Genomic DNA, 23,342 nt, shown 5'->3' with positions numbered 1-23,342 from the left:
GGGAAGGCCCGCCGCGACCTCAAGACATGGCCGTCCCCGGTTGTGTTTTCCACAGCCTGTGAAGATCGAGGAGAACCGCGTCGCTTTTGGACGCAGGCCTATTTCCACGCCTCGCCGGTGCGGCCCAGGGCCTCGCCCAGGTCATAGACGGCGATCATCGACTCCTGGTTGAAGTCCAGGCTGTCGGCGCCGTCGAAGTCCTCGGGGATGGCGGCGACGTGGAACTCCAGCCCGTTGCGGCTGGCGAAGGCGCGGTTGGCGGCGATGGTCGCCCGCAACTGACCGCCCAGCACGGCGTCCAGACTGCGGGTCAGGACCGGAATGGCGGCGTCGCGGGTGACGGCGAAGCGCGGCGCGTCCTTGCCGTTGACCACGACATGCAGGCGCGCGCCCTGGAACACCCCGGCCACGTCGTCCCAGTTCCACATGATCTGCGGCAGGGCGACAAAGGGGTTCATCACCCCGCCGTCGACGTGCATTTCCTCGAACACCGCGCCGCGCCCCTGCGAGCGGATCATGACGGGTGGAAAGGCGCCGGGAATGCTGGCCGATGCGACCAAGACGTCCCGGAACAGAGCCAGGGCCTCCGGTCCCCCGCGCTCGGCGATGGCCCCCATGTTCCAGATCACGCCGCGCTGGGCGTCCAGATCGGTGGTGGCGACCAGCAGCAACCGCCCCTTGGCGTGTTCGGCCGCGACCTCGGCGAGCAAGGCCTCGTCGACGTTGTTCTCCACCAGCTGGCGCAGCGGCAGGCCGCTGAACACGCCCGAGCCGACGAAGGCGCGCAGCCCCCGGCTCTTCAACAGGCCCGTGGCCTCTCCGCCGGTATAGGCCTCCTTCAACCGCGCATCCCAGCGCGGCCCCAGAAAGACGAATGGGGCGGCCAGGGCCCCGGTCGACACCCCGGTCACCACCTCGAAGTCGGGCCGCTTGCCGCTGGCGGTCCAGCCGTTGATCAGGCCGGCGGTGAAGGCGCCGTTGGCCCCGCCGCCCGACAGGGCGATCAGGTCAAAGTGGCCGTCCGGCCCTTTCGGCACGCCCTCGCCCAGTTGCTGCTCGATCTTCTGGGCCGCCGCCTCATCCTCGAACGAAAAGCGGACATTGGGAAAGCCCAGGGGCGACGCGGCCTCGCGCTCGTTCAGGCCGAAGTCGCTGCGCGCTCCGCTGGCGCAGGCCGACAACAGCAGACCGGCGCTCAGGACGACCGCGACCGTCCGCATCAGGCTGAAACTCATGAGCGTCCTCCAGGGCGCGCCATCCTAGGCGCTTTCCATGACAGGAGGAAAAGCCTCTCGCCGGAAAAACCGCGTTAGGCTTTCATTAACCAAGAAGGCCGCGTCGGCCTCGCTATCGTCCGAATGCGAACGAAGTCACGCGCGACAACAGACCTATCCACAGCCTGTGGATTGATTTGCTTTACGGAAGCTCCCGATGTTCATCGCCATCGCCCGCCCGGCGGTGGAGCCCCGAGGCCCCGACGCCGTCGCCGTCCCCGGCTCCCCCGCCGTTCCGAACCTGACGCCTCGCGCCCTGCATGCGCGCCTGCTGGACAACGCCGCCGCGCGACGTCGCCGCGGACTGGAACGCAAGCAGGCCCGCCGGACCGACGATGCCGCCTACTGGATTTCCGCCGCGCCGATAGCGGTGCGAAAGGCCTGCGAACTGCGGCGGCATTCGACTTTCGTCGTACTGCCCTAGGACTTTTGCAACCGCTCGAATTACAGAAAAATTCAGAGATCGGGCGCAAACCGGCGGAACGTTCCTATCCGAGTTTTCCATGCCCGACGCCGATCATCCCCACGCCGCCTTTCTTCGTCCCATTCTTGAAGTGATGGCGGAACGACTGGGAGGCGCCGTCATCCTGCACGCCGCCCCCAGCGGCGAAGTGCTGGCGGTGACGGGCGGCGTGCCCGGCCTTGATATCTGCGATCCGATCGGCGCCCGTCCCGAGGATTACGCTGACCGCTTCCAGGTCTTCGCCCAGGACGGCTCGGTCGCCCGCTTCGACGACCTGCCCGTGGTCCGCGCCATGAAATCCGGAGAGCCGATCACGGACGAGGTCTGGCTGCTGGGCGGTCAGGCGGGCCCGGTGCCGGTCTTCGTCGATTCCTATCCGCTCAAGGGCGAGGACGGCGCGGTCATCGGCGTGGTCGCCACCGCCACCGATCCCAAGCGCTGGAGCATCCGGGCTGAGCGGATGAAGCAGTCGATCTCCATTCGCGACGGCTTTATTGGCGGCTGAACCCTAGCGGATGTCGGGCAGGCGCCGCTCGACCGAGGCCGCCGTCTTGCGCCGCCAGCGGGTCCAGCCCCCCGGCCCCTTGGCCACGCGGTCCGGCAGGGCCTGGCTCCAGCGCGCGCGCATGGCCTCGACCAGCTCGGGGCAGCGGTCGTACTGGTGCACCACAGGGCTGACGCCGCCGCCCGGATTGACGATCAGTCCGTCCTTCAGACCGACGCCGTCCGAGGCCATGCCGATGGTGGCGACGCGGCGATAGTTGTCCTGAACCTGCGCCGGGATCAGGCCATAGCCGACCGCCAACGCCAGCGAGGCCTGATCGACGCCGAAGCCGCCGCCGACCGCCGACCGCGGAATGGCCCCGAGGGTGAGAATCAGGCGGCACAGACGCGCCGCCTCCTCGGCCGGACCGACGATGGTGCCGGCGCAGATGCAGGGCCGGTCCTCCAGCTGCTCCGCCAGAGCCTCGCCGGCGAGGGCGCGCAGATGCTTGATCTGGAAGGCGTGGTCGGCCATGCGGCCGGTTTCATATTCGACGAAGACCTCCAGCCCGGTCGGCGCCGGGGCGAAGGGCTCGCCCTGGAAGACCACGTCGCGCACGTCGGTCATCAGCACATGGCGCAGGTCGCGCCGCGCGGCGATATAGCGCTCATAGGCCGAGAAACGCGCCACCACCGGCTGCGGCGTCCATGCGTCGCTCGGCGTGACCACGACCGCTTCCACGTCATGCGCGGCCAGGAAGGCCAGCAGGGCGGGATCCTGATGCACGAACAGGGCGACCCCGCCGGAATAGACCGACCGCAGCGAGCGCACGAAGGCCTCGACGTGCTCCACCCCATAGCCTGTGGCGTAACCCAGAACCATGTCCCGCGCGCCCGCCTCGCCGACCGAGACGGGCGCCGGGCGCAGAACCGCGCCCAGCCAGTTCAGATAGCGCGAACGGGCGATATCAGGCGCCCTTCATCGTCTCGATGAAGCGGTTGAACAGATAAAGGCTGTCAGTGGGGCCCGACGAGGCTTCCGGGTGGTGCTGCACGCTGAACACCGGCTTGTCCTTCAGGGCGATGCCGCAGTTGGTGCCGTCGAACAGGCTGACGTGGGTCTCGACCACGGCCTCGGGCAGGCTGTCGCGGTCGACCGTGAACTCGTGGTTCATCGACACGATCTCGACCTTGCCCGTGGTCAGATCCTTGACCGGGTGGTTGGCGCCGTGGTGGCCCTGATCCATCTTCACGGTCTTGGCGCCGAGCGCGATGGCCAGCATCTGATGGCCCAGGCAGATGCCCATGACCGGCTTGCCGCTGGCGACCAGCTTCTGGATTTCCGGCACCGCGTAGACGCCGGTCGCGGCCGGGTCGCCCGGGCCGTTCGACAGGACCACGCCGTCCGGATTGCGAGCCAGGATGGCCTCGGCCGTCGTGTCGGCCGGCACCACCGTGATCTTGACGCCGGTCGAGGCCAGGGCGCGAAGGATGTTGCGCTTCACGCCGTAGTCGATGACCACCACCGACTTGTCGCCGAGGCCCGGCGTGGCGTAGCCGGCCGGCCAGTCCCAGAGACCCTCGGTCCAGTCGAAGGCCTGGGTGGTCGAGGCGTCCTTGGCCAGGTCCAGGCCGACCAGACCCTTCCAGTCGCGCGCCTGGGCCACCAGGGCGTCCAGATCGAACTGGCCCTCGGGATTGTGGGCGATGACGGCGTGCGGGGCGCCCTTGTCGCGGATGATCTTGGTCAGGGCCCGCGTATCAATGCCGGCCAGGCCGACGACGCCGCGCGTCTTCATCCAGGCGTCCAGGCTGCCGGTGGCGCGCCAGTTGGCGGGTTCGGTCGGCACGTCGCGGAAGATGGCGCCGCGGGCCGCGCGCTCGGGCGCCCCGCCGATCTGCTCCACGTCTTCCATGTTCACGCCGACATTGCCGACGTGGGGGAAGGTGAAGGCCAGGATCTGGCTCATGTAGGAGGGGTCGGTCAGGATTTCCTGATAGCCCGTCATCGAAGTGTTGAAGACCACCTCGCCGAGGACCGAACCGACCGCGCCGACTCCAATGCCTTGCAGGATGGTGCCGTCAGCGAGCGCAAGGACGCCAGTGGCGCCGGACAGAATCTGGGTCGTCATGGCGCAGGCTCCTAACAATGAATACGGGCAGACAAACGGCGGCGTCACTAAAGAGATGCCGGGGCGGGGTCAACCGCCCTTGGACCTTTATACCTTCTGTCCCTGGCGCACCCAGATCCACGCCAGACTGGTCAGGGCGAAGAAGCCGACGCTGGGCAGGATGTAGCCGCCGGCCGCCGCCGCCACCGCAAAGGCCGAAAAGACGACGCCGACCACGGCCAGGGCGCGCCATCCGGCCTTCCGGGTCAGCTTCCACAGCGTCACCGAGCAGAGGGCGTAGAGGCAGAGCGTCAGCACCGAGGTGACGCCGATCAGGACGCCGAACTGCTGACCCAGCGTCGGCTGGGCGCTGGCGATGACCATGACGCTCATGACGACGCAGTTGAGGATGGGGTTGCTCAGCGGGGTCTTGCCCTTTTGCGCCCCGCCGAACCAGCGCGGCATCCAGCCGGCCTCGGCGGCGCCGCGCGAGGTCTCGCCCGCCAGCATGGTCCAGCCGGCGATGGTGCCCAGCACCTTGATCACCGCGCAGGCCGCGACCAGACCGGCCACCGACGAGCCCATCACCCGCGCCACCAGATCGGCATAGGGGCTGGTCGAATGAACCAGGACGTCGGCCGGAATGACGCCGAAGACAGCGACGCTGGCCGCGACATAGACGATAAAGGCCAGAGCGACGCCGCCCAGCGAAGCGCGGCCCACGTCGACCGAGGGGTTCCTGACCAGGCCGGACAGGGCAGCGGCGCTCTCGACCCCCAGAAAGGCCCAGAAGATGATGGCCAGCGAGGCCGGGACGGTCTTCAGCAAGGGCTGGTCGCCGGGGCTCCACGAGGCCGCGAAGGTGTCGCCGCTGAAGGCCATGGCCCCGGCGATGATGGCCAGAACAATGGGGATCAGGCCGAGGCCCAGGGTGATGGCGCCAAAACGCGCCGCCGTCCGCGCGCCCGAGGCATAGGCCGCCGAGGTCAGCCAGATCAGGGCTAGGTTGCTGACCGCCGCCCACAGCGGTTCTTTCAGCGCTGGAATGAAGAAGGCCAGATAGCCCGTGCCCGCCACCGCCAGGGCCACATTGCCCGCCAGACAGGCGGCCCAGTAGGCCAGCCCCGTCTGATAGCCGATGAACCGCCCCATGCCGCGCCGGGTGAAGTCCGACAGGCCGTCGGCGTCCGGCTGCATCCGGCCCAGACCGCCGAACACCAGGGCCAGGGTCACGGCCCCCAGACCGCAGATCAGCCAGCCGATGATGCTGCTGCTGCCTGTCGGCGCCAGGGTGGCGGGCAGCAGATAGACGCCCGAACCGATCATGTTGCCGGCCACGACGAGGGCGGCGAGCGCCCAGCCGATGCGGTGCGGCGGGTCAGGCAGGATTTCCGTCTGGGTCATGCCCGCCCTTTACGCGGGAATCCGCGCGCCGTCCCATGCGAATACGCCGCCGCTGTCCGCCGGCGTCAGGCCCTCGATCACCGTCAGCAGGCTGGCCGCGGCAAACGCCGGGGAGAACAGCTGATCGGGCTTGACCCCGCGCTGGAAGGGCGCGCTCAGGGCCGTGTCCACCGTGCCCGGATGCAGGCCCGCCACCACCGCCTGCGGATGGGTGCGCGCCAGTTCCACCGACAGGGTCTTCAGGATCATGTTCAACCCCGCCTTGGACGCGCGATAGCTGTGCCAGCCGCCCAGCCGGTTGTCGCTGATGGAACCGACCCGCGCCGACAGGGCCGCAAACACCGCCCGCTGATCGCGCGTCAGCAGGGGCAGGAAGTAACGCGCCGCCAGGGCCGGTCCCACGGCGTTGATCCGGTAGTCGCGCATCAGATGATCGGCCGACAGCTCGCGCCAGCTGCGTTCCGGCGTCTGACCCGAGTGCAGCACCCCGGTCGCCACCACGATCAGGGTCGGCGCCGGCCCCCCGGCGATGCGCGCGGCGACGGCGGCCAGGCCGGTCTCGTCTTCCAGATCGAGAAGACCGTGCGTCACGCCGTCGATGGGGGCGACCGGCGTGCGCGACAGGCCGTGCACCACGCGGTCGCCCGCATGGCCCAGTTGCTGCGCCAGCGCCCGTCCCACGCCGCCCGACACGCCCACGATGATCGCCGAACCCTTGATCATGGCCTTCGCCCTTCCTTGGTCGGGAAGAAATACGTCGCCGAGCCGGCGCTGGACCGGCCGGCGCCCTACCCTCGCCATCAGCGGGGGTCTAGGAAGCGCCCAGCCTAAACACCGCCTGACCCGGACGCTCCCATGACGACCATCACCACCGTCGGCCTCGATGCCGACGACACCCTGTGGCACAACGAGACCATCTTCCGCCTCAGCCAGAAGCGGTTCGTGGACTTGCTGGCCGACCACGCCGACGAGCCTGTGATGATGGGGCGTCTGGCCGAGGTCGAGCAGCGCAACCTGCGTCTCTACGGCTACGGCGTGAAGGGCTTCACCCTGTCCATGCTGGAGACGGCCATGGAGCTGTGCGACGGCGCCGCCCCGCCGCACATCATCCGCGAGATCCTGGCCGCCGGACGCGAGATGCTGGCCCATCCGGTCGAGACCCTGCCCGGCGTCGACGAAGTCCTGGCCGAACTGGCCGAGAAATACCGCCTGGTCCTGATCACCAAGGGCGACCTGATGGATCAGGAACGCAAGCTGGCGGCCTCGGGTCTCGGCGACCTGTTCGCCGCCGTCGAGATCGTGTCGGAGAAGAACCGCTCCACCTATGACCGCGCCTTCGCCCTGCACGGCAGCGGCGCCGCCGAGGCGGTGATGGCCGGCAATTCCATGAAGTCCGATGTCCTGCCGGCCATCGAGGCCGGAGCCTTCGCCGCCCACATTCCCTACCACATCACCTGGGCTCACGAACTGGCCGACGCGCCCGAAGGACACCCGCGCTACGTCTCTCTCAGCCGCATCGCCGAGTTGCCCGACTGGATCGCCGCGATGGAACAATCCAGATAAATATCGACGATCTTCGAATGAAAATCGCCCATTTCACAGCATTCAATTCAGTGAACGTCGTGACACCAAATATTGAGACCGAGATCGTCTCAAATGTGTCTTGCTTGCACCACTACGACCACAAGGTGTCATCTCATCCACACTTTGACCAAACCTAGGCAGGTTTAGCCCAATTTCGGTCACAGCCGGGGGAATGTGTGACCGCTTCCGGCTTTTTTGTGTCAGGTGTATTAAAGTAATGAGAGCTTTCCTCCTCGGTTCCACGGTTCTGGTGAGCGCCTTCGCGCTGACGGCTCCGGCGATGGCCCAGTCGGCCGACGCTGCTCAGCCGGTCGCGCAAGACGTCGCCACCGAAGTGGGCGAGATCGTCGTCACGGGTTCGCGCATCCGCCGCGATCCGACCAACGCGCCGACCCCGCTGATCCAAGTCCAGCGCGAGGCGCTGCTGACCACCGGCCAGACGACGGTCATGGACTATCTGGCCACCATCCCGGCCCTGGGCAATTCGGTCGTTCCGTCGGACACGACGGGCTCGAACCTGGGCGACGGCGGCCTGTCGCTGCCGAACCTGCGTTCGCTGGGCTCCAACCGCACCCTGACCCTGGTCGATGGTCGCCGCCACGTCGGTTCGGCCGGCGGCTCGCTGTCGGTCGACATCGACACCATCCCGCGCCTGCTGATCCAGAACATCGAGATCGTCACGGGCGGCGCCTCGTCGGTTTACGGCGCCGACGCCGTTTCGGGCGTGCTGAACTTCGTGATGCGCAAGGACTTTGAAGGTCTGGAGATCGACGCCAACTACGGCATGATCAACCAGGGCGGCGAAGCCAACAAGCGCGTCTCGGCCCTGATCGGCAAGAACTTCTTCGACGACCGTCTGAACGTCTATGCTCACGCTGAATACGAGCAGATCGACGAAGTCACCTCGATGGACATCGACTGGATCCGTCGCGCTCCCGTTCGCCTGGGCATCGACGCCGATCCGACCAACGCCCAGTACGACGGCCGCATCGACACCCACGTCTTCACCGGCGTGAAGCGTCTGGACATTCCGCGTTGGGGTCAGACCACCCTGGCCAACGTCCAGCGTCCCAGCGACCTGACCAACCCGAACGTCGCCTACGCTGACTGCTTCCCCGGCGGCGAGTTCTCGTACAGCGCCAACTGCTTCGGCGTCGCGCCCGGCAAGACCTTCTGGTACGAAAACGGCGGCGCTCGCCTGGCCAACTTCGGTCAACGCGTCGGCGAGACCGGCATCAACCGCCCCTACAACATCGGCGGCGACGGTGAGAACCCGGCCGACTTCTCGACCGGTTCGCGCGTCCCGCGTTCGGAGTCGCAACGCTATCAGGTCGGCTCGACCTTCAAGCTGACCGACAACATCGAACTGTACGGCGAAGCCAAGTACGTCACGGAAGACACCTTCGACCGCGGCCAGCCGACCTTCTTCGACGTCGACCTGGTCAACTCCTACGACGCGAACACCGCCAACCCGATCTACGCGGTGAACAACTTCGACCTGCGTTGGGACGACAACGCCTTCCTGCCGTCGATCGTCAAGGAAGCCATCCGCACCAACGTCGTCACGCCCTACAGCCGCCCGACGGCCGACGCGGCCGGCCAGGCCCTGCCGGGCATCGCCCTGCAGAACGCCCGCCACACCCTGTTCGGTCCCGACCGCACCCAGGACAACACGCGTGAACTGCAGCGCTACGTCGTCGGCGCCCGCGGCGACTTCGACCAGCTCGGCTTCGTCAAGGACATCGCCTGGGATCTGGGCTACACCTACGGCAAGGTCGAGATCGAAAACCGCGAACGCGGCGTCGATGGTCAACGTTTCGCCCTGGCGGCTGACGCCGTCGTCGACACCGCCGGCCTCGTCAACGGCAAGGCTGGCGAAATCGTCTGCCGCGTCCAGCTGCTGAACGCTCAAGGCGTGCCGAACGGCGCCCTGGGCGACCCGCAACGCGGCGGCGATCTGCGCGACACCCAGTACGGTCGCGACTCGATCTCGCAGTGCACCCCGCTGAACATCTTCGGCAAGGGCAACCAGAGCGCCGAAGCTCTTGAGTACGTCGACGCCGTCATCGGCATCACGGAACGCAACGAGCAGCGGCAGTTCCTGGGCTCGGTCTCGGGCAACCTGTGGGACTTCTGGGGCGCCGGCGCCATCGGCCTGGCCATCGGCGGCGAGTACCGCAAGGAAACGACCGAGGCCACCGGCCGCGATCGCGACACCGACGGCCGCCTGCTGTTCCTGAACTCGGGCCCGGACTTCCCGGAAGCCTCCTATGAGTCGAAGGAAGTCTTCACCGAGCTGTCGATCCCGCTGTTCCGCGACAGCTTCCTGGGCGAGTACGCCGAGCTGAGCGGTTCGTACCGCTACGCCGACTACTCCACCGTGGGCAACGTCGATGTCTATGGCGTGAACCTGGTCTATCGTCCGATCCCGGACATCAGCTTCAAGACCAGCTACAACACCTCGGTTCGGGTGCCTGACCTGGGCGAAAACTTCTCGCCGCTCAGCGAAACCTTCCTGAACAACATCGTCGATCCGTGCGCGACCCTGAACATCGCCGCGGTCTCCGAAGCCGACAAGAAGGCCAACCGCATCAAGAACTGCACCGCCCTGGCGGCGCAGCAAGGCCTGACCTTCGACTTCGCCGGCGCCACCGCCACCAACGCCGACGACTTCAACCCGACCTACACCTCGGGCATCTCCGGTTCGGCCGGCGGCAACCCGAACCTGAAGCCGGAAGAATCGACCAGCTTCACCTTCTCGACGGTGCTGAAGCCCCGCTTCATCCCGAACTTCTCGCTGGTCCTCGACTACTACGAGATCGAGATCGAACAGGTCATCGCTGCGGTGTCGGCCCAGACGGCGGCGGAAAACTGTGTCAACGGCGACAGCCTCAACGAGGCGGCCTGCTCGACCATCTTCCGCAACAACCCGAACATCGAGTTCGGCATCGGCGCCCCCAACGGCGACCCGGTGGGCGGCTTCATCGAGGGTTCGCTGAACTACGCCAAGCTGCAAACCCGCGGCCTGGACGTCACGGCGCGCTACAGCTTCGACTTCGAAGAGATGCTGGGCCGCAACTGGGGCGTTCTGGACTACTCGCTGTCGGGCAACTGGCTGATCGAGCAGAAGAACTTCCTGAACGAAGCCGACCCCGGCGACTATGACGAACTGGCCAGCACCCTGGTCACGGCCGGCAATGGTTACCCGCGCGTTCGCCTGTCCTCGTCGCTGACCTGGACGCCGAACGAAGTCTGGAGCGTCAACTGGACGGCGGACTGGCAAGCCGCCCAGGACATCGTCCAGGTTCGCGACTGGGTGCTGAACGCCGACTCGCGCACCTCGGACCAACTGGACACCGAGAACTTCGTGCGTAACGACGTGACGGTGCGCTGGAACGTTCGTGACGATCTGTCGGTTCGCGCCGGCGTGGTGAACCTGTTCGACGCCGAACAGCCGTCCTACCTGGGCACCACCCTGTACTCGAACTTCGACCCCTATGGTCGTCGCTTCTTCGTCGGCCTGAACTACCGTCCCTGGTAATTCCGGTCTGAAGACAGGTTGAAGGGCGGCCCGCGAGGGCCGCCCTTTTTCTTTGCCTGCTGCAAGGCTTTCCGGGTCTTGCCAGCGGGGGTCCGGCTCTCTAAACGGGCCGCTTAACCGACAACCTGAACGGATCGGTCGCGGGCCTCGCCCTGCGTCCGGTTTCTTCGCGCGCGTGGAGCCCGGCGCTGAACAGTCACGAGGAAAAGGATGCTATGGTGCGCGCTGCTCTGGCCGAGCAGGGCGACAGCGGGATCACCCCGCGCCATACGTTGTTCTATTTCTACGGCGACGAGGATGCGCACGGCGATCTCTGCGAGGTCGCGCGTCGTGCGGGTTTTCTGACTCGGGGCCAGGGCGACATGACCGTTCTGGAAACAACCATGCCGGTCGATGAGGCGTCGTTTTCGCCTGTGTCGGCCATGATGCAATCCTGGGCCGCGGCCTTCCAGCTCGATTACGACGGCTGGGAGTGCGCGGTCGTGACGAACTGAGTAACGCCGATGCCCAAGCGCACAGACATCAAGTCCATCCTGATCATCGGCGCCGGCCCGATCGTCATCGGCCAGGCGTGTGAGTTCGACTACTCCGGCGTTCAGGCTTGCAAGGCGCTGAAGGCCGAGGGTTACCGGGTCATCCTGGTCAACTCGAACCCCGCCACCATCATGACCGACCCGGAGGTGGCCGACGCCACCTATATCGAGCCGATCACACCGGACATCGTCGAGAAGATCATCGCCAAGGAACGTCCCGACGCCCTCCTGCCGACCATGGGCGGCCAGACGGCGCTGAACACGGCCCTGGCCCTGAACGCCTCGGGCGCCCTGGCCAAGTACGGCGTCGAGATGATCGGCGCCAAGGCCGAGGTCATCGACAAGGCCGAGGACCGTCAGAAGTTCCGCGACGCCATGGACAAGCTGGGTCTGGAATCGCCCCGCTCGCGCGCCATCCACCACATCGAGGAAGCCGACGACGCCCTGGCCTTTGTCGGCCTGCCCGCCATCATCCGTCCCAGCTTCACCCTGGCCGGCACCGGCGGCGGCATCGCCTACAACATCGAGGAGTTCCACGAGATCGTGGAGCGCGGCCTCGACCTGTCGCCGACCACCGAGGTCCTGATCGAGGAGTCGGTGCTGGGCTGGAAGGAATACGAGATGGAGGTCGTCCGCGACACGGCGGACAACTGCATCATCATCTGCTCCATCGAGAACGTGGACCCTATGGGCGTCCACACCGGCGACAGCATCACCGTCGCCCCGGCCCTGACGCTGACCGACAAGGAATATCAGCTGATGCGCACGGGCTCGATCAACGTCCTGCGCGAGATCGGCGTCGAGACCGGCGGCTCCAACGTCCAGTGGGCGATCAACCCGGCCGACGGCCGCATGGTCGTCATCGAGATGAACCCGCGCGTGTCGCGCTCCTCGGCCCTGGCCTCCAAGGCCACCGGCTTCCCCATCGCCAAGGTCGCCGCCCGTCTGGCCGTCGGCTACACCCTGGACGAGCTGCAGAACGACATCACCCAGGTGACGCCGGCCAGCTTCGAGCCGAGCATCGACTATGTGGTCACCAAGATCCCGCGCTTCGCCTTCGAGAAATATCCGGGTTCGGAACCCCATCTGACCACGGCCATGAAGTCGGTCGGCGAGGTCATGGCCATCGGCCGCACCTTCCAGGAGTCGATGCAGAAGGCCCTGCGCGGTCTGGAAACCGGCCTGAACGGCTTTGACGAGATCGAGATCGAGGGCGTCGCCGACGCCGACGACGACGCGGGCGCCCGCGCCGCCGTCATCCGCGCCCTGGGCGAGCCCACGCCGGACCGCATCCGCGTCATCGCCCAGGCCTTCCGCCACGGCCTGACGGTCGAGGAAGTCCACGCCGCCTGCTTCTACGAGCCCTGGTTCCTGCGTCAGATCGCTGACCTGATCCGCACCGAGGGCCACGTCCGCGTCCAGGGCCTGCCCGCGACGGAGACCGAGTTCCGCAAGCTCAAGGCCAAGGGCTTCTCCGACGCCCGCCTGGCGGCCCTGACCGGCAAGACCGAAGCCGAGGTGCGCGGCGCCCGCCGCGCCCTGAAGGTCCGCCCGACCTTCAAGCGCATCGACACCTGCGCCGCCGAGTTCGCCTCGGCCACGGCCTATATGTATTCGACCTATGAGACCGGCGCCCTGGGCCAGATCCCCGAGTGCGAAGCCGCGCCGTCGGACAAGAAGAAGGCCATCATCCTCGGCGGCGGTCCCAACCGCATCGGCCAAGGCATCGAGTTCGACTACTGCTGCTGCCACGCGGCCTTCGCCTTTGCGGACATCGGCGTCGAGTCGATCATGGTCAACTGCAACCCCGAGACCGTCTCGACCGACTACGACACCTCCGACCGCCTCTACTTCGAGCCCCTGACGGCCGAGGACGTGCTGGAGCTGATCGACGTTGAACGCTCGAAGGGCGACCTGATCGGCGTCGTCGTTCAGTTCGGCGGCCAGACCCCGCTGAAGCTGGCCCATGCCCTGCAGGAGGACGGCGTGCCGATCCTGGGCACCAGCGTCGACAGCATCGACCTGGCCGAGGACCGCGAGCGCTTCCAGCAGATGCTGCAGGCCATCGGTCTGCAACAGCCGCCCAACGGTCTGGCCCGCAGCGCCGAGGAAGCCGCGCAGAAGGCCGAGGAAGTCGGCTATCCCGTCGTGCTGCGCCCCTCCTATGTTCTTGGCGGCCGCGGCATGATGATCGTCCACGACCGCGAGCAGCTGGACCGCTACGTCCATGAGGCCATGCGCGTCTCGGGCGACGATCCGGTCCTGATCGACCACTATCTGAACCGCGCCACCGAGGTGGACGTCGATGCCCTGTGCGACGACGAGACCGTCTTCGTCGCCGGCGTGCTGGAACACATCGAGGAAGCCGGCGTCCACTCGGGCGACAGCGCCTGCTCCATGCCGCCCTTCTCGCTGCGCCCCGAGATCGTGGCTGAGCTGAAGCGTCAGACCACCGCCATGGCCAAGGCCCTGAAGGTGCGCGGCCTGATGAACGTGCAGTTCGCCATCGAGGAGCCGCACAGCGAAAACCCGCGCATCTTCGTGCTGGAAGTGAACCCGCGCGCCAGCCGCACGGCGCCCTTCGTGGCCAAGACCATCGGCCAGCCGGTCGCCGCCATCGCCGCCAAGGTCATGGCCGGCGAGAAGCTGTCCAGCTTCGGTCTGGTGGACAAGGAACTGGAGCATATCGCGGTCAAGGAAGCCGTCTTCCCCTTCGCCCGCTTCGCCGGTGTGGACACCATCCTCGGCCCGGAAATGCGTTCGACCGGCGAGGTCATGGGCTTGGACTGGAAACGTGAGGGCGAGGCCGATCTGGCCCCCGCCTTCGCCCGCGCCTTCGCCAAGTCGCAGATCGGCGGCGGCACCGTCCTGCCGACCGAGGGCTGCGCCTTCGTCTCGGTCAAGGAAGCCGACAAGCCCTTCATCGTCGAGGCCGTCCGTTCCCTGCTGGAGCAGGGCTTCTCGGTGATCGCCACCTCGGGCACCCACGACTATCTGGCGTCGCAGGGCGTCGAGGTGGGTCTGGTCAAGAAGGTGCTGGAAGGCCGCCCCAACATCGTCGACGCCATGAAGAACGGCGAGGTCCAGTTGGTCTTCAACACCACGGACGGCAAGCAGGCCCTGGCCGACAGCTTCTCCATCCGCCGCACGGCCCTGATGATGAAGATTCCCTACTACACCACCGCCGCCGGTTCGCTGGCCGCGGCCCAGGGCATCGCCGCCATCCGCGCCGGCGAACTGGATGTCCGCCCGGTGCAGTCCTACAACTGAGCCTCGGCCCAGTCGTGAAAATCAGCCCCCGGCGTTCCGACGCCGGGGGCTTTTTCGTGCGCCCCATGACACAAGCGGCCTCATGCCCCTGATCCTGCTGGCCCTCTCCATCGCCAATCTGATCGCCTTCGGCCTGTTCGCCATCGACAAGACGCGGGCCCGATCGGGCCGACGCCGCATCCCCGAGCGCACACTGCTGACCGCCGCCCTGTTCGGCGGCCTCGGCGCCGGGCTCGGCCAGCGACTGCTGCGGCACAAGACCCGCAAGCAGCCGTTCGCCGCCTGGCTGGGCCTGATCCTGACGCTTCACGTCCTGCTCCTGCTGAGCGCCCTGGTCCTCTGGCTCGCCTGCCCCCTCTGGACGGACCCGACGTAAAGCGCCCAAGCTGAGCCTTCATCAGACGGAGCCCGTCCCATGATCGTCGTCCATCACCTGAACAACTCCCGCTCGCAGCGTGTGCTCTGGCTGCTGGAGGAGTTGGGTCTGCCCTATGAGATCAAACGCTATCAGCGGAACCCGGCCACCATGCTGGCCCCGCCCGAGCTGAAGGCGGTGCATCCGCTCGGCAAGTCGCCGGTGCTGGACGACGGCGACATCCGCGTGGCCGAGACGGGCGCCATCATCGAATACCTGCTGGACGCCTATGATCCGGAGGGGCGACTGCGCCCGACGCGCGGCACGGCGGACGGACGACGCTTCAGCTACTGGCTGCACTACGCCGAGGGCTCGGCCATGCCGCCCCTGCTGCTGAAGCTCGTCTTCAGCCAGTTGCCGAAACGCGCGCCGGGTCTGGTTCGCCCCCTCGTCAACGGCATCGCCGCCAAGGCGCAGCGTACCTTCATCGACCCGCAGTTGAAGAGCCATGCGGACTGGCAGGAGGCCGAACTGGCCGCCACCGGCTGGTTCGCCGGGCCGCACTTCAGCGCCGCCGACATCATGATGAGCTTCCCGCTGGAGGCCGCCGCCAGCCGCGCCATCGACCTGGCGGCCTATCCCAACATAGCCCTGTTCCTGAAGGCGATTCACGCCCGCCCGGCCTGGAAACGCGCCCTGGAGCGCGGTGGAGAGTACGCCTACGCCTGATCGCGGCGGTCGATGATCACGGCTTCGCGAGGCTGAAACCCCGCCCCGGCGACGGCGTTTACGCCCCCATGCGCCTGTGCGTCATCTCCCTCGTCGCGGCCCTCGTCGCCGCTGTCTGCCTGGTCATCGCCTTCATCGCGGCGGGGGTGGGCATGATCTCGGTCCTGTTCGTCCTGGTCGCCGGCGCGGCCCTGGGGCTGATCGTCTGGACCGCCCTGCGGCGCTGGCTGAGCCGTGAACGGGGTCGTCGCCCGATGCGACAGGAGCCCTGACGTCGCAGCTTGGCTGTGCGCCCGTCGTCCTACTTGAGTTTGGCGAACAGGCGCCCTACCCTCTTTGCCCGATCACGCGCGCCCCGTGACCGTGACTGTGCCGATTAAACGTCTCTCCTTAGTCTCCGGGCGAAACAAGAAACTCACGACACAATGGAAAAAGTGCCGATGACGGCCGAGGGCTACCGTGTCCTCGACGAACAACTGAAGCAATTGAAGCAGGTCGAACGGCCGAGCGTCATCGCGGCCATCTCCGAGGCCCGCGAGCACGGCGACCTGTCCGAGAACGCCGAGTATCACGCCGCCAAGGAACGCCAAGGCTGGATCGAAGGCTCCATCGCCGAGATCGAGGACAAGCTGTCGCGCGCCCAGGTCATCGACGTGACCAAGCTGTCGGGCAGCCAGGTCAAGTTCGGCGCCACCGTCACCTTCGTGGACGAGGACACCGAGGAAGAGGGCGTCTATCAGATCGTCGGCGAGCACGAGGCCGACGTGAAGTCGGGCAAGATCTCCATCGCCTCGCCGATTGCCCGCGCCCTGATTTCGAAGGAAGTCGGCGACGTGGTCGAGGTCAACACGCCCGGCGGCGTGAAGGCCTATGAGATCCTCAAGGTCGAGTGGAAGTAAGCTCGCCTCCTCACGAGGACGCCACAGGGGCGCGCGGTTCCGCCGCGCGCCCTCTGTCCATCTGGGTGGTGTCCGACGGCCGGACCGGCATCCAGAACCAGGCCCTGGGCCTGGCCGAGGCGGTCGCCCGCCTGACGCCCGCCGACATCGCCATCAAGACCGTCCGCTGGCGCCCGCTGTTCGACCGCTGGCCCTCGGGGTTGAAGACCCCCGCCATGCTGGCGCCGGGCTCGTTCGATCCGCGCGCCACGACCGACTGGCCCGATCTGTGGATCGCCACGGGCCGCGCCAGCCTGCCCCTGTCGGCCAAGGTCCGCGAGTGGAGCGGCGGCAAGACCTTCACCGTCCAGACCCAGGACCCGCGCTGGAAGAACAGCGCCTACGACCTGATCGTCGCCCCCGCCCATGACGGCCTGTCGGGCGACAATGTCTTCGAGATCATCGGCAGCCCGCACCGCATCACGCCGCAGCGGCTGGCCGAGGCCGCGCCCGCCTTCGCCGACCGGATCGAGGCCCTGCCCCGCCCGCGCGTCACGGTCATGATCGGCGGCAAGTCGAAGGCCTTCGACCTGCCCGAGGCCCACGCCGCCGCCCTGACCGACCAGATCAAGACGGCGGTTCAGGCGGCGAAGGGGTCGCTGCTGCTGACCTTCTCGCGTCGCACGCCGGACGCCGCCAAGAGAGTGATGACCGAGCGCCTGTCCGCCCTGCCCGGTTGGATCTGGGACGGAACCGGCGACAACCCCCTGTTCGCCATGCTGACCGCCGCCGATCATGTCCTGGTCACCGAGGACAGCGCCAATATGGCGACCGAGGCCGCCTCGACCGGCAAGCCCGTCCACATCCTGCCCATGATCGCGCTGAAGCCCGCCGGCAAGTTCGCCCGACTGCACGCCGACCTCGCCGCTCACGGCGCCGCCCGGTCTTTCGACGGATCGCTGGACGACTGGACCTACGCCCCGCTCAATGAGACCGAGCGGGCGGCCCGCGCCGTGCTGGAGGCCATGGCCGCGCGCGGCTGATCAGCCAAGGTCCAGTCGCGCCAGGTTCTCGTCTCCGCGCAGGCAGGCCGGCCCCTCTTCATCACGGATCGAGACGCCCGCCGCCGCCAGTTGGGCCCGGAAGGCCTCGCCCGTGTTCGGCGACGGCGCCTGGCCCTCGATGGCCGCCGCGCCAGGCGCGGGGCGGCAGTCGCTGAGGGCCGGGCTGGCGCGCCAACGCTTCAGGGCCCAGACCGCCCGCGCCCGCGCGCCCGCGTCGCCCAGATCGACCGTCTTCAATTCCTGCACCGGGGGCGTGACCCAGACGTCCACCCCCTCGAACCGGCCGCGCAGCGCCGCCTCCAGCGCATAGGCGCTGGCCAGATCGAGGCCCGCGTCCGGCCGCAGCAGGACGATGGCCCGACGGCCCTCGGCGTCCACCATGACCGCGTCGGTGGCGAAGGGCACGGCCTCGGACAGGCGGGTGCGCAAGGTCGCGGTCGGATCCGGGTTCGAGCCGGCGCTGGCCTGAACCGCGCGCGAGGCCGCCTGGGGATCGGCCACGACGATCTGGTCCAGGGTCGCCGTGACCGGCGTGTGCAGGGCCGCCGACAGGCGGTTCTGAAGGTGCGTCTGCGCGTCAACGACCAGCTTGCGGGTGCTGACCAGGGTCGAGACGGTGACGCCCCGGCCCTCGCTGCGGGCGTCCAGAAGGGTGATGCGCGCATCCGACCCCGCGAAGATGTCGGCCACCGCCGTCCGCGTCTCGGCCGTGGCCTGGCTCTCCAGCCCGATAGCGCGTAGCGAGATCATCAGAGGGATCGACAGCAAGACGAAGACGGCCAGCACGGCGATCCCGCGCCACGGCGACGGCCGTTCCATCAACCGGGGGCGGAACCCGAAGAAGCCCGCCGTCAGCGTCGCCGCCAGGGCGATGGCCAGCAGGTTGGTCATGAACAGATAGAAGGCGCCGATCGAGATCGACAGGTCCCCTGTGCCGATGCCGAAGCCCACCGTCGCCACCGGCGGCATCAGGGCGGTGGCGATGGCCACGCCGATGATGGTCTCGCCGCGCTGACGCACCACCGCATAGGCCCCGGCCACCCCGGAAAAGACCGCGATCAGGAGGTCGAAGAAGTTGGGCCGGGTTCGCGCCAGGATTTCGCTGGTCGGCTCTTTCAACGGCGACAGAAGGGTCAGCAGGATGGCCACCGCCAAGGCCACGGCCATGCCCACCACCAGACAGGTCAGCGACTGCTTCAGCCGCGCCCAGTCCAGCAGGGCCAAGGAGAACCCCAGGGCCACGATAGGTCCCATCATCGGCGAGACCAGCATGGCCCCGATGACCACCGCCGGCGACGACAGCATCAGCCCCAGCACGGCGATGGCCGCCGAGATCACCGTCATCATCAGATAGCGGCCGCTGAGACCGCCGTTGTCATAGACCGAGGCCTCGACCGCCGCCTGATCGACGCCGCGCCGCGCATAGGCCAGCACGCGGCGCACATAGCTGCGGGTCTCGCGGATCGGATCGGCGGCGGCAGGCATGGCGTAACCTCGTTCCTCGGCGCAGGATGAGCCCCGACGAGGAGGCCCGTCAATCGCCGCCGCCACCCCCGTCGGACCCGCCGCAGTCGGCGCCCGGAGCGCAGTGGCCGCCGCTCGACGTCGAAGCCCCGCCGTCCGACACCATCGGCGAACCGTCCGACGCCGTCTTGTCCTTCTGCGCCTTCACATTGGCGGCCCCCATCAGAGCCACGCCGAGGCCCGAACCGATGGCCACGCCCAGCGAGAGGCCCAGAGCCAGGTTGTCGGTCGCCACGCCCAGGGCCGTGCCCATGCCGACGCCCAGGCCGATTCCGATTGGCAGAAAGGCCGCGCTCTTGTTGCTCATGATCAAATCCCCCGTGCAGAACCCGCAGCCTAGCATCGCGCTTCGGGGAATCAGCGCCTAAATAGGGCCATGACCCAAGCTCGTACTGTCCGCCTCGCCGTCATCGGTTCCGGTCCCGCCGGCTGGACCGCCGCCATCTACGCCGCCCGCGCCTCGCTGAACCCGGTGGTCATCGCCGGCCTGCAACCCGGCGGCCAGCTGACCATCACCACCGATGTCGAGAACTATCCCGGCTTCGCCGAGACCATCCAGGGTCCCTGGCTGATGGAGCAGATGCAGGCCCAGGCCGTGCACGTCGGGACCGAGGTCATCCACGACATCGTGACCAGGGCCGACCTGTCGCAGCGCCCCTTCCGCCTGACGCTGGACAGCGGCGCGGAGCTGCTGGCCGAAACGGTCGTGATCTCGACCGGCGCCCAGGCCAAGTGGCTGGGACTGGAGTCGGAGGCCGACTATCAGGGCTTCGGCGTTTCCGCCTGCGCCACCTGCGACGGCTTCTTCTATCGCGGCAAGCAGGTCGTGGTCGTCGGCGGCGGCAACACCGCCGTCGAGGAAGCCCTGTTCCTGACCAACTTCGCCGAGAAGGTCACGGTCATCCACCGCAAGAATGAGTTCCGCGCCGAGAAGATTCTGCAGGACCGCCTGTTCGCCCACCCCAAGATCGAGGTGATCTGGGACGTGACGGTCGATGAAATCCTCGGCGTCGTCGACGGCGTGGCCCGCAACGTCACCGGCGTGCGGCTCAAGAACGTCAAGACCGGCGACCTGTCGGAAATCCCCGCCGACGGCGTCTTCATCGCCATCGGCCACGCCCCGTCGTCGGAACTGTTCAAGGGCCAGCTGGAGATCAACTCCGGCGGCTATCTGCGGGTCAAGCCCGGCACGGCCTCGACCGCCATCGAGGGCGTCTACGCCGCCGGCGACGTGACCGACGACGTCTATCGCCAGGCCGTCACCGCCGCCGGCATGGGCTGCATGGCCGCCCTGGAAGCCGCGCGCTTCCTGGCCGAGGAAGACCACAAGGCCGCCCACAACCCCATCAGCCACAAGGAAGCCGAGAAGATCGGCGCCTGGTAGGCCTCGCAAGCCCATCCCCCCGCTTCCGGGAGGGTGGGCTACGGCGCGTCGACGCGCCAACGGCGACGTCCGAAAGACGCCTGCTGGTGAATGTCTGCTTTCGACCCTGAGCAGACCTTCAGGTTAGGAAATGCCGCCTAAGCGCATCGATGAAATGGCCGAAATCGATATCGGCTCCGGGAAACGCAAACTGCTCGAATACCGGTGCGAGTTGCCTCGTGCCCCAATTGCCCGATTGAGCCAAAATGGCGAGCATCTCGCTCTGGTTTTGCGCGTCCCACTTCTCAAAACGAGGCCGGATCCAGTCTTTTACGATCTGATCGAGCCCCTCGTCTGAGGAGGGATCAAGCTGCGCGAGGATTTCTGCCTCAGAGTCCGACAGGCCGTTGACATCAACGTCGCTCAGCCAAACCCCAAGATCATCAGGTTTCCATTTCATCCCAACAGTCTGGCTGGTCTAACGTCCGCTTTCCACCCATAGCGCCCCCCACCCTCTGCATCGGTCAAGTCTGACGGTAGAAGCCGTAGACGCCAGCGGACAACTCCCCTGCCGCCAATCGTTTCAGGTTACCGTCGCTCTCAAGTTCGTAGATGGAGAAACGGTAGCGTTGGTTGGGGTAGCTTGGGTGAGGCAACTCGACACTCTCGCCAGTTGACTGCCAGCGAGCATCCCAGACCGAAACTCCTCCAATCTCGAACTGATCGCATTCAGTTCCAATGTGAGCAGCCTCCCACATTCGCAGTCTCCGTAAGTGGCATTGCCCACATGCGTATCAGCGGCAAAGTCCGCTTTCCACCCTTAGCGGTGTTTCAAAGCGACAGCCTTCGGGCTAGGCCGCCGGCTTGCCGACTTCCTCGACCGCCATGGCGGTGACGCCCGGCGGGGGCGGCGCCACCGTGACGGCCGGGGCTTCATAAGCTTTCAGCCGCTCGTTGATGGCGGCGATCTCGTCCTTGCTGGCCTGACGACGGCCGCCCAGGCTGGCGACGCCGACGACGCGGGTCTGGCCGTTGATCTCGACGGTGCGCAGCTGGTTCGGCGCGGCGCCGGCCAGGGCCTCCTCGACGCTGTCGGCGGCGGTGGCCAGAAGGATGCGGGGCCGGGCGAAGCGAGCCTCGTCGATCACGGGCTCGCGGCCCGCCGACCTCTGGACGAAGGCGGCGCTTTCCCCCGGCGCGCCCTTCCAACGATAGAAGATGTGCGCCCCGACCTGGGTGATCTTGGCCAGGGTCGGCGACCACCAGGGATGGACGTAGTCGGCGTGATAGTGGGTCGCGGTGCCGACGCGCGTCGCCACATGGCCGGCCAGGGCGCGCTCGGCCACGCGGGCGGCGCGGTTCCAGGCCCAGGGGATAGGCGCGCGGCTGAGCGCGCCGTCGCAGGTGAAGCTGAACTGGCAGCCGGTGGTCCGCTCGGCGCCCTGATAGACCACGCCGCAGACCGTGGCGGGATAGTTGGGATCGCGCACCCGGTTCAGCACCACCTGGGCCACGCCCTCCTGCCCCTCGGTCGGCTCCAGCGCCGCCTCGTAATAGACGGCCTGGGTCAGGCAGCGCAGGGCGCGCTTGCGGTCCGCCTCGGTGGCGGGACGCAGATCGAAGGGTCTGGCCGGCTGCAAGGCGCCGAAGGCGTTGGGCATGGCCGCGTTCAGTTGCTGGGCGGCGACGCCGGAAACGCCCGCGTCCAGCGACGGCTTGCCGCCCAGCGACAGGCTCTCCCACCCCGGCGTCAGGCCGTACAGTTCGGGCTGGTTCAGCGCCGGATCGAAACGCCGCGCGATGGCCAGCTGGCCGGGGTCCAGCCGCGCCATGATCAGCTTCAGACCGTTCGGGGTCAGGTCGCCGCCGGTGGCGCGGGCCACGGCCTCGGCCGTGCGGTCCAGATCGGGGCGCACGCTGGAGCTGGCCGACATGGCCAGGCCCATGACCGCTAGGCTGACGGCCACGGCCATGGGCGCCGCGGCGAGGGCCCGGCGTCCGGTCGTCTTCAGCTGTGGCAGGCGGCCTTTCAGCATCCAGCGTCCCATGTGCGGCGCTGGCGAGCGCCGGAGGGTGATCTGATTGACCGCCCAATCCGGCGCTTTTCAGGCCCGAAGATTACCGTTCCGTGAGGGGATCAGCGATCACCCAGGCTGGACCGCAGCATCCAGGCGGCCTTTTCGTGAGCGGCCAGGCGCTGGGTCATCAGATCGACGCTGGCCTCGTCGCCCACCTCGTCGGCGGCGTCCAGCGCGGCGCGGGTCGTGGCGATCAGCACGCCGTGGTCCTTGATCAGCTCCTTGAGCATCTCGCTGGCGTCCTTCTCGGGGTCACCGTCCTTGATCGAGGTCAGGTTGGCGAAGGCCGAGGCGCTCTGCGGGGCCAGTTCGCCCAGGGCGCGGATACGCTCGGCGATATCGTCCAGCGCGGCCCAGATTTCGTTGTACTGCTGCTCCAGCAGTTTGTGCAGGCTGAAGAACTCCGGCCCGCGGACGTTCCAGTGGTAGCCGTGCGTCTTCTGATAGACGGCGAAGCTGTCGGCGAGGACCTTGGACAGCTCGCGGGCGACCTCGTCGCGTTCCTTGGGTTTCAGGCCGGTGTCGATGGCGGCGGTCATGGCGGCTCCTGTTTGCGTCGCTGTGTGAATATCCAGCCTTGCAGTTAGGAAACCCGGGCCGCGATCCAAGGGGTCGCGCCCGGCGCCGGCCGGAATCTTCACGCCTGTAACGCTGGAGCCGCAGGGGCGTTGCACGCCCCTGCCGGCCG

At 67.5% G+C, this 23,342-nt stretch carries 22 protein-coding genes; 12 read left to right on the top strand and 10 right to left on the bottom strand.

The window, feature by feature from the left end; genetic code table 11:
• Nucleotides 1-98: 98 nt before the first annotated feature.
• Nucleotides 99-1,235 (bottom strand): patatin-like phospholipase family protein, encoded by a 1,137-nt coding sequence (locus tag ACFYLW_RS01610; RefSeq protein ID WP_390182569.1) that lies wholly within the window; start codon nt 1,233-1,235, stop codon nt 99-101.
• A gap of 196 nt (nt 1,236-1,431) precedes the next feature.
• On the opposite strand from ACFYLW_RS01610, the gene ACFYLW_RS01605 reads away from it, so the two are divergent.
• Together ACFYLW_RS01605 and ACFYLW_RS01600 are read left to right on the top strand one after the other, a co-directional pair.
• Nucleotides 1,432-1,698, top strand: coding sequence for a hypothetical protein (locus ACFYLW_RS01605; RefSeq protein WP_292083608.1), 267 nt, complete (start codon nt 1,432-1,434; stop codon nt 1,696-1,698).
• 79 nt (nt 1,699-1,777) lie between these two features.
• Nucleotides 1,778-2,242 carry a hypothetical protein gene (locus ACFYLW_RS01600; protein ID WP_313102818.1) on the top strand — a complete coding sequence of 155 codons (465 nt, stop codon included), beginning with the start codon at nt 1,778-1,780 and terminating at the stop codon, nt 2,240-2,242.
• Between the two features lie 3 nt (nt 2,243-2,245).
• On the opposite strand, the gene ACFYLW_RS01595 is transcribed toward ACFYLW_RS01600, so the two are convergent.
• The 4 genes from ACFYLW_RS01595 to ACFYLW_RS01580 all read right to left on the bottom strand — a co-directional run bounded on the left by ACFYLW_RS01595 (nt 2,246) and on the right by ACFYLW_RS01580 (nt 6,458).
• Entirely contained in the window at nt 2,246-3,103 is an 858-nt protein-coding gene (locus tag ACFYLW_RS01595; protein ID WP_390182568.1) for a hypothetical protein, read from the bottom strand.
• 85 nt (nt 3,104-3,188) lie between these two features.
• Nucleotides 3,189-4,352, bottom strand: coding sequence for a glutamine-hydrolyzing carbamoyl-phosphate synthase small subunit (gene carA / locus ACFYLW_RS01590; RefSeq protein ID WP_390182567.1), 1,164 nt, complete (start codon nt 4,350-4,352; stop codon nt 3,189-3,191).
• Nucleotides 4,353-4,439: 87 nt separating this feature from the next.
• Nucleotides 4,440-5,735 (bottom strand): amino acid permease, encoded by a 1,296-nt coding sequence (locus ACFYLW_RS01585; protein ID WP_390182565.1) that lies wholly within the window; start codon nt 5,733-5,735, stop codon nt 4,440-4,442.
• Between the two features lie 9 nt (nt 5,736-5,744).
• Entirely contained in the window at nt 5,745-6,458 is a 714-nt protein-coding gene (locus ACFYLW_RS01580) for an SDR family NAD(P)-dependent oxidoreductase (protein WP_390182563.1), read from the bottom strand.
• Nucleotides 6,459-6,590: 132 nt separating this feature from the next.
• Between ACFYLW_RS01580 and ACFYLW_RS01575 the strand changes: the two genes are divergently transcribed.
• The 9 genes from ACFYLW_RS01575 (at nt 6,591) to ACFYLW_RS01535 (ending at nt 17,668) form a co-directional block, all read left to right on the top strand.
• Nucleotides 6,591-7,298 carry an HAD family hydrolase gene (locus ACFYLW_RS01575; RefSeq protein WP_292083614.1) on the top strand — a complete coding sequence of 236 codons (708 nt, stop codon included), beginning with the start codon at nt 6,591-6,593 and terminating at the stop codon, nt 7,296-7,298.
• Between the two features lie 238 nt (nt 7,299-7,536).
• The gene (locus ACFYLW_RS01570; protein ID WP_390182562.1) at nt 7,537-10,860 is read left to right on the top strand and encodes a TonB-dependent receptor domain-containing protein; all 3,324 of its coding nucleotides are present in this window, start codon (nt 7,537-7,539) and stop codon (nt 10,858-10,860) included.
• 215 nt (nt 10,861-11,075) lie between these two features.
• Nucleotides 11,076-11,354 carry a ribonuclease E inhibitor RraB gene (locus tag ACFYLW_RS01565; protein WP_292083616.1) on the top strand — a complete coding sequence of 93 codons (279 nt, stop codon included), beginning with the start codon at nt 11,076-11,078 and terminating at the stop codon, nt 11,352-11,354.
• 9 nt (nt 11,355-11,363) lie between these two features.
• The gene (gene carB, locus ACFYLW_RS01560; protein WP_390182561.1) at nt 11,364-14,663 is read left to right on the top strand and encodes a carbamoyl-phosphate synthase large subunit; all 3,300 of its coding nucleotides are present in this window, start codon (nt 11,364-11,366) and stop codon (nt 14,661-14,663) included.
• An 82-nt stretch (nt 14,664-14,745) separates the two neighbouring features.
• Entirely contained in the window at nt 14,746-15,039 is a 294-nt protein-coding gene (locus tag ACFYLW_RS01555) for a DUF1294 domain-containing protein (RefSeq protein ID WP_292083618.1), read from the top strand.
• 39 nt (nt 15,040-15,078) lie between these two features.
• Nucleotides 15,079-15,747 (top strand): glutathione S-transferase, encoded by a 669-nt coding sequence (locus tag ACFYLW_RS01550; RefSeq protein ID WP_390182560.1) that lies wholly within the window; start codon nt 15,079-15,081, stop codon nt 15,745-15,747.
• A gap of 68 nt (nt 15,748-15,815) precedes the next feature.
• Nucleotides 15,816-16,019 carry a hypothetical protein gene (locus tag ACFYLW_RS01545; RefSeq protein WP_292083620.1) on the top strand — a complete coding sequence of 68 codons (204 nt, stop codon included), beginning with the start codon at nt 15,816-15,818 and terminating at the stop codon, nt 16,017-16,019.
• A 153-nt stretch (nt 16,020-16,172) separates the two neighbouring features.
• On the top strand, nt 16,173-16,646 hold the full coding sequence (gene greA, locus ACFYLW_RS01540) for a transcription elongation factor GreA (RefSeq protein WP_292083622.1): 474 nt from the start codon (nt 16,173-16,175) through the stop codon (nt 16,644-16,646).
• Nucleotides 16,637-17,668, top strand: a complete 1,032-nt coding sequence (locus tag ACFYLW_RS01535) for a mitochondrial fission ELM1 family protein (RefSeq protein ID WP_390182559.1) — start codon at nt 16,637-16,639, stop codon at nt 17,666-17,668. The genes greA and ACFYLW_RS01535 overlap by 10 nt, the downstream gene beginning before the upstream one ends.
• On the opposite strand, the gene ACFYLW_RS01530 is transcribed toward ACFYLW_RS01535, so the two are convergent.
• Nucleotides 17,669-19,174, bottom strand: a complete 1,506-nt coding sequence (locus ACFYLW_RS01530; protein WP_390182558.1) for a DUF389 domain-containing protein — start codon at nt 19,172-19,174, stop codon at nt 17,669-17,671.
• Nucleotides 19,175-19,223: 49 nt separating this feature from the next.
• Nucleotides 19,224-19,520 (bottom strand): hypothetical protein, encoded by a 297-nt coding sequence (locus ACFYLW_RS01525; protein WP_292083625.1) that lies wholly within the window; start codon nt 19,518-19,520, stop codon nt 19,224-19,226.
• Between the two features lie 69 nt (nt 19,521-19,589).
• Here ACFYLW_RS01525 and trxB point away from each other — a divergent pair, with 69 nt between their 5' ends.
• Nucleotides 19,590-20,597 (top strand): thioredoxin-disulfide reductase, encoded by a 1,008-nt coding sequence (gene trxB, locus ACFYLW_RS01520; protein ID WP_313105516.1) that lies wholly within the window; start codon nt 19,590-19,592, stop codon nt 20,595-20,597.
• A gap of 118 nt (nt 20,598-20,715) precedes the next feature.
• Here the strand turns inward: trxB and ACFYLW_RS01515 are convergent, their stop codons facing one another.
• The 3 genes from ACFYLW_RS01515 to ACFYLW_RS01505 form a co-directional block, all read right to left on the bottom strand.
• Entirely contained in the window at nt 20,716-21,036 is a 321-nt protein-coding gene (locus ACFYLW_RS01515) for a hypothetical protein (protein WP_390182557.1), read from the bottom strand.
• 391 nt (nt 21,037-21,427) lie between these two features.
• Entirely contained in the window at nt 21,428-22,612 is a 1,185-nt protein-coding gene (locus tag ACFYLW_RS01510) for a cell wall hydrolase (protein ID WP_390182555.1), read from the bottom strand.
• Between the two features lie 101 nt (nt 22,613-22,713).
• The gene (locus ACFYLW_RS01505) at nt 22,714-23,193 is read right to left on the bottom strand and encodes a Dps family protein (RefSeq protein WP_292083630.1); all 480 of its coding nucleotides are present in this window, start codon (nt 23,191-23,193) and stop codon (nt 22,714-22,716) included.
• Nucleotides 23,194-23,342: the final 149 nt, after the last annotated feature.

Source organism: Brevundimonas sp. NPDC007368 (assembly GCF_042869015.1).
In the GTDB taxonomy this organism is placed as follows: Bacteria; Pseudomonadota; Alphaproteobacteria; order Caulobacterales; family Caulobacteraceae; genus Brevundimonas.
Note: the sequence above shows the minus strand (reverse complement) of the source record. Positions and strands in the feature narration are given on the sequence as shown.